Annotated in this window: 5 protein-coding genes; 4 read left to right on the top strand and 1 reads right to left on the bottom strand. The window is 39.2% G+C overall.

What is annotated here, in order from left to right:
- Positions 1–142: 142 nt before the first annotated feature.
- Positions 143–3,676, bottom strand: coding sequence for a CAAX protease (locus tag EA365_04665; GenBank protein TVQ46816.1), 3,534 nt, complete (start codon positions 3,674–3,676; stop codon positions 143–145).
- A 21-nt stretch (positions 3,677–3,697) separates the two neighbouring features.
- Between EA365_04665 and EA365_04660 the strand changes: the two genes are divergently transcribed.
- Genes EA365_04660 through treZ form a run of 4 tightly spaced genes read left to right on the top strand, consistent with a single transcriptional unit; the run spans position 3,698 to position 6,835 of the window.
- Positions 3,698–4,303 carry a hypothetical protein gene (locus tag EA365_04660; GenBank protein TVQ46815.1) on the top strand — a complete coding sequence of 202 codons (606 nt, stop codon included), beginning with the start codon at positions 3,698–3,700 and terminating at the stop codon, positions 4,301–4,303.
- 32 nt (positions 4,304–4,335) lie between these two features.
- Positions 4,336–4,596, top strand: a complete 261-nt coding sequence (locus EA365_04655) for a BolA family transcriptional regulator (GenBank protein TVQ46814.1) — start codon at positions 4,336–4,338, stop codon at positions 4,594–4,596.
- Between the two features lie 41 nt (positions 4,597–4,637).
- Positions 4,638–4,961 (top strand): Grx4 family monothiol glutaredoxin, encoded by a 324-nt coding sequence (gene grxD, locus EA365_04650; protein TVQ46813.1) that lies wholly within the window; start codon positions 4,638–4,640, stop codon positions 4,959–4,961.
- A gap of 50 nt (positions 4,962–5,011) precedes the next feature.
- The gene (gene treZ / locus EA365_04645; GenBank protein ID TVQ46812.1) at positions 5,012–6,835 is read left to right on the top strand and encodes a malto-oligosyltrehalose trehalohydrolase; all 1,824 of its coding nucleotides are present in this window, start codon (positions 5,012–5,014) and stop codon (positions 6,833–6,835) included.

The raw sequence follows: 6,835 nt of genomic DNA, 5'->3' as shown, positions 1-6,835 counted from the left end.
AAATAAGGACGCGATTCATCTCACGCTTATTTGAGAAAATAAAGCTTGAGGCTTCTCGCGGTTAAGCTAAAGGGGGAGTGTGGGGAGACGGGGAGACGGGGAGTATGTTGTCTAGGAATAATAACACCTAAAACCTACTATATTAAAAAGTAATCGGAGCGATCGCCTCAATATCGGGGTCATTACCACCAATCTGATTAGTGCGCAATACCCACACTTGAGCACCATATTTTAAGAAGACACGGACGATACTATCACTAGCATAACGGGGAAACATCGTACGCCAACTTCTCAAACCATACCAGAGATTAGCTAGAGGTCTATCTTCCAGAGTACTTCCGAGATTAAACTGATTATTTTCCCAGTCAGATCGAGGTCTTCCGAAAGGCTCGAGGATATTTTTTAAGTCTTTTTTAAGTTCTTGTAATTGTGTTAAAGCGAAAGCTTGTTGGGGATTATCGCGGATTAAAGCCTTTTCAATCTCAGGATTTTGGCCCATAAGGCGATAAATATACTCAATACTAGCAAATAAAGCCTGATTAGAGTCTTGAGCACAATTATTAGCAGGTCCTACATAAGTTCCTCCCGTACCATCTCCGATGCGATAACGAGCCGTCATCACGTTTAATTGCAGTAACATATAGTCTAAAGGAGACACCAACTGTCCATCTAGATTATAGTAACCAGTAAAGGGTTCAAACTTAATCAACAAATCACAAACAGGACGAGTTCCCATCCAACCAAACTGGCGATCGCCCATATATCTAGACCAGTGTAATTGACCCGCAATTAAACCATCAGTATTGTGAGTATAGACCTGATCATAAACTATATCAAAGCGTAACTCACCCGTGAGAGGTTCTTTGATTACCGTGGCTAAACCATAAGCAAAATGACCAAAAAATATTGGTGTAGCAGCAGCTGGTTCACGTTTATTACCACCAATTCCCCCATAGACGTGAATCACCAAAGCGCGATCGCCTTCTTGCCAATTTTGTCCCTCACCACTAATCAAAACCGAGCCAATTTTACCTTTAGGTGCGATCTCATTTTGCCAAGATTGTTCTCGAATAAAACGATAACCCTGTTTAACATCATTAATCAGAGACTGTGGTTCAAGTTTTAGCAAAACCCGAGGAATGAAAGACATCACCACAAAGACATTTTGAGCATTTTTGCTCCCATAGATATACCATCCCTGCTCATTAAGAGGAGACTTTTCTAACCCTTTACTAGTAGAGGGATAACAATCATTACCATCGGGAATAACTTCAGGAAGACTCACCACTTCTACAGAGCCTGTAAAACTGCGAGAATTAGGGTCAAAATGTTGTACTTTCCAGAGATTATCCCCCAAAGGAGCTAAAAAACGCACCAAAGCGTAAAAACGTCCCGTAACTTGAATCAATTCTTGGGAAATATATAAACAATCCCCCCTGACTTCTAGATCATCAGCAGAGATAGTAACCACGACGTCATCATAAGGACGAGATCCAGCTAAAGATTCAATGGGATTAACCCTAAGCCAATGATTGAGACGGAGAGGATGAATTAAACCGCCATATTTAGCCGTATATTCAGCCTCACCGCTAAAATGGACATCTCTAGTCACAGTTTTAACCCATGTTTGTATAAAAGGGTCATCACTTTCCCGTAACTTTACCCTTGTACCGATTAAATGCTGATATTCACTAGGAGCAGAATAGATCTCAAACCAAGCACCCTGAACCTGTTTACGTTCTGATAAACTTGGTAAGATCAAACGACCTACCCAATCTCCCACAGGATGATAAAGATTAGTATCTACTTGTTGAATCAGTGGATAACTATCAGGTTGTATCCAACTAGCTTGTTGATAGCGTTCATAATTACTGACAGTACGAATGGGTAAATTTTCTCCAGGTAAAGCTACCCCTTCCAGAATCTTAATAATAATCTCAATCGTTTGTGTTAAATAACTTCTTCCATCTTCTAAATAAGCTTGATCATCCATCATTCCCCCAGGTACTTGATGTCCCACAGGTCCTAGAGATAGAATACTGATATTACCTCTACGTTTAGCACGATTCCAATAAGATAAGGGAAAAATGCGCCAACGACCAGGAAACATCACAGGTCCAATTCTTTCTACAGAATCTTTATCACCCACCAGATGATATAACTGTTCTAAATCCAACAAGTTGTTGTTAGCACTCATTACACCCCCAAGGGAAATCACATCTACAGGAGCACTCATAGCCTTTTTCAGATAGGGAGCAACCGCTACAGACATTTGACCTCCCCCACTATAACCAATCAGAGTAATTGGTGTCCCCCTTTGATATCCTTCTTTAACTAACCCGTTATATAATGTTTGCGCTATACCAAGATTATAAATTGGTCCATAGCGTTGGTCGGCAGAAACAGCTACAATAAACACATTGCGTAGGTTTAAAATTATCCCCAAAATAGCTTGAGGATTAGCGATACGCATGTTATCTACTATTTTCCAGAAAAAAGCTAAAGGGCGATCTTCATCTAGGGGTTTATTGAGTACTGAATACATCATTAAACCCTTGATCAGTTTATAATTTCTCGGAATAGCTGTTTTTAATTCTTCTAAAAAGTTTTCTACATCAGGAGTATATTGAGATCCCGATTGACCAATACCATCTAAATAGATAACATAGCCATCATAGTTATTCTCTTCGGTTATCTCTTCAGTTTGAGCTTGTACTTCTAAATCATCTCCATACCAACCAGCCCACCAACCCAGGGTTTCTAAAGGTGCTAAAAATCCCGCGAATACCGTAGCAATTAAACCAATCCAACCCAGGTCAAATATTAGTTTGAATAAGTCAGGTAAATTATCTTGCCAAGCTAAAAACCCTCGATATAAAGGACTTAAAGCTAGTGTAATTACTATTAACAACAGCAACATACCTAATAAACTTAGGATTTTTGCATCTAGTCTGGTATCTTGTTGTTTAATTACTTTTAGCTGTTGATGAGAATTATTGATTCTAGCTTGATTTAAAGATAGGTCTGAGTTGTGCTGATCTGAGTTAACTATAGAGTCTATTTCGTTACGAATGGCTCGTTTGACTTGTTTTCTATTTCTGGGTAATTCTGTACCAGCCACATGATTAGAGACTTTTCTCCCAAAGCTAGTAATGGGTTTACCTAGGGTATTTTCTAACAGTTGTAAAATTAGCCAACCGATAATTACATAACGAAAAGATTCAGCTAGATCAACTCCTGCTACAGCACTAAAACCCACAACCATAGCTAACAGTCGCCATACCGATAACAACGACAGAATCGGTACACCTAGATAAGGTAAAGCACCGGTAAAACTAAACAATTGGGGAGCATAACTTACACCCAATACCTGTACTAAACTAGCAAAGGGGATAGATAATGACCACCAGGGGATTTGACAATTAAGCCAAACGCTAAAAACCAGGAATAAAAAGCCAAAAGTAAATAAAATCGCGTTGACTAAGATACTAAAAACAAAGCGCCAAGGTTTAACCCGACTGACAAAAAGAATGATTCCCTGTCCCAAACCTAGGGATATTCCCGCTAATAAGACTACGATTAAACTAATCAACCATCCCTCTTCAGAATTGACTAAAGAGATAAAGCTGTTCACCCTAAGTGCTAAGATATTGAAAATTAAGTCTTGATTAGGCATAAAGTTTAGAATAATCCTTAAATGATTTTAACTATAAAGAAAACAAAAATCAGCAGAAATAGCCTTGGTCAGAGTTTATTAGCAATAATGATATCATTAAGTTTAGTACAGGTTTTACCCGTGTACAGTCAAGAGACACCAACTGCACCTGAAACAGAAGTAGAATTAGAAGGAGAAGATCTGACTAATCCAGGTAATACCAGACCTCTAACCCAAGCAGATAGCGTCTTGAGTATGGAAGGTGGTCAAAGACTAATGTTAGAAGCTAACGAAGCGATTAACGCCGAAGATTATAATTTAGCTACTATTAAGTTACAACAAGCTCGTCAAGTATTTAACCAATTGACCAACTTTTATTTACAATTAAATAGTAGTTTTGCAGGTATTGATAATCGCATCGCTGAAGGACAAAGAAACAATGCAGCTCAAACAGGACAAATGAGAGACGAAGCAACCTATCAATTAGCTTTGGTACATAGAGCACAAAATCAACCCGAATTAGCCGTACCATTACTAATACAGGTAATTAGGTCTCAAAATCCTACCAGCGAATTAGGCAAAAAATCCTATCAGCAACTTTATGAAATTGGTTTCGTAGATACACCCTTTTCCACTTCAAATCAGTAAAAATAGATAATATTGTTCACAAGAGAGTATATATGGTTGACCTTAAACAAGTTCAAACGATGATTCAAGCTAAATTACCAGACGCACAAGTCATGGTCAGAGATTTAACAGGAGGTGGAGATCATCTCGAAGCAACAGTTATCTCAGCGAGTTTTGCAGGTCAAACTAGAGTAAAACAACATCAATTAGTGTATGGTGCTTTACAAGAAGCTTTGTCTTCAGAAGCTATTCACGCTTTAGCCTTAAAAACATATACTCCCGAAGCCTGGAAAGGAATGGAAGAAACACTGTAAACTAATAAACAAAGAAAATAACAGCAAAGTCAAGAGAGCATATGACACCAGAGTTGCAGCAAAAAATAGAAGCCTTGGTTAAAAATAATAAAATCATGGTCTTTATGAAGGGGTCTAAATTAATGCCCCAGTGCGGTTTTTCTAATAATGTGGTACAAATCCTCAATAGTCTAGGTGTACCCTATGAAACCGTAGATATCTTAGAAAACTACGACATTCGTGAAGGAATCAAAGAGTATTCCAATTGGCCCACCATTCCCCAAGTTTATGTTAACGGTGAGTTTATTGGTGGCTCAGATATCATGATAGAACTCTACCAAAGTGGAGAATTACAAGAAATGCTAGAAGTTGCTTTAGCTTCCTAGTTAATTAACCCCCCGCTTCTGGGGGGAAAGTTGTTTATTTAGTAATTTAAATGCGAATTGGAGCAAATTATCTCAAGAATAACCATTGTGAATTTACCGTTTGGGCCCCAAACCTTAAACAAATAGAAGTTAAAATCCTGGGAGATTCAGAACGGGTCATACCACTGACACAAGACGAGTTAGGCTACTGGCGAATTACTGCTACAGAGATACCCCCAGGAACTTTGTACCAGTATCAGCTAAATGGTGGCGAAAAAACTAGACCAGATCCCGTATCCCATAGTCAACCTCTTGATGTACACGGACCATCCCAGGTTATCGATCATACAGCTTTTGAGTGGAACGATAGCAGTTGGCAAAATCTCCCCCTAGAAGAGTTAATTATCTATGAATTACATGTAGGGGCATTTAGTGCTGAGGGTACATTTACAGGGATTATCCCCCATTTAGAGGAGTTAAAAGCATTAGGGATTAACTGTCTAGAAATTATGCCTGTAGCTCAGTTTCCTGGGAGTAGAAATTGGGGTTACGATGGAGTGTATCCCTTCGCTGTGCAACATTCCTATGGAGGAGTAGAAGGATTCAAACAATTAATAGACGCTTGTCACCAACAGGGAATAGCTGTCATTCTCGATGTAGTTTATAATCATTTAGGACCTGAAGGAAACTATACTCAAGATTTCGCCCCCTATTTTACCGATAGATATAACACCCCTTGGGGTAAAGCTCTCAACTTTGACGACGCTTATAGTTATGGGGTGCGTAATTTCTTCATTGAAAACGTCTTGTACTGGTTCAAAGAATATCATCTAGATGGTTTGCGCTTAGACGCGATTCACGCTATCTACGATTTTGGCGCTAAACATATCTTAGCCGAAATGCAAGAGCGAGTAAACGAATTTACCAAGGAAACAGGAAAACCAGTCTATTTAATCGCTGAAAGTGACTTAAACGACGCGAGGATCATTAACCCAACCACTCAAGGAGGATACGGTTTAGCAGCGCAATGGTGTGATGATGTTCACCACTGTATTCATACTCTCTTGACAGGAGAAAACCAAGGCTATTATCAAGATTATGGCAAATGTGCAGATTTAGCTAAGGCTTTCACCGAGAGTTTTACTTATACTTGGGATTATTCCCCCTATCGTCAACGGTATCACGGCAATAAAATAGGCGATCGCCCTTTTAGTCAATTTTTAATCTATAGTCAAAATCATGACCAAGTAGGAAATAGAATGTTAGGCGATCGTCTTAGTAGCTTAATTTCCTTTGATGGTCTTAAATTAGCCGCCGCTTTAACCCTTACAGGTCCTGGAATACCCATGTTATTTATGGGGGAAGAATACGGCGAAACAGCCCCATTTTACTACTTTATCAGTCACGGTGATCCCGACCTAGTTAAAGCCGTACAAGCAGGACGTAAACGAGAATTCGCCTCATTTAAATGGTTGGGAGAGCCTCCAGATCCCGCTAGTGTAGAAACTTTGCAGCGATCGCGTTTGAATTGGAAACTTAGAGAAACAGGAAATCACGCTGTTTTACTCAAATTTTACCAAAAACTCCTAGAATTGCGGAAAAAGTTGACACCCTTGCGTAACTACGCTAGAGATAGTGTTAAAGTAGAGTATGACGAACAGGAACGCTGGTTTTATTTCACGCGGAATCAAGACACAGAATCTGTACTAATCTTGCTAAACTTTAATCAACAAGGGGTAAAAATTCCGCAACTTCCCCCAGGAAACTGGCAAAAACAGTTAGATTCGTCAATAAAAGCTTATTTAGGTCCAGGTTCAACCCTTCCCGACAGCATTAATAACCTTGAAGTGAACATAACAGGTTTAACCGTCGCTGTCTATTCTAAACAAAAATAA

The sequence above is a fragment of the Gloeocapsa sp. DLM2.Bin57 genome (assembly GCA_007693955.1).
Classification (GTDB): domain Bacteria; phylum Cyanobacteriota; class Cyanobacteriia; order Cyanobacteriales; family Gloeocapsaceae; genus Gloeocapsa.
This window is presented reverse-complemented; position numbering and strand designations above follow the sequence as displayed.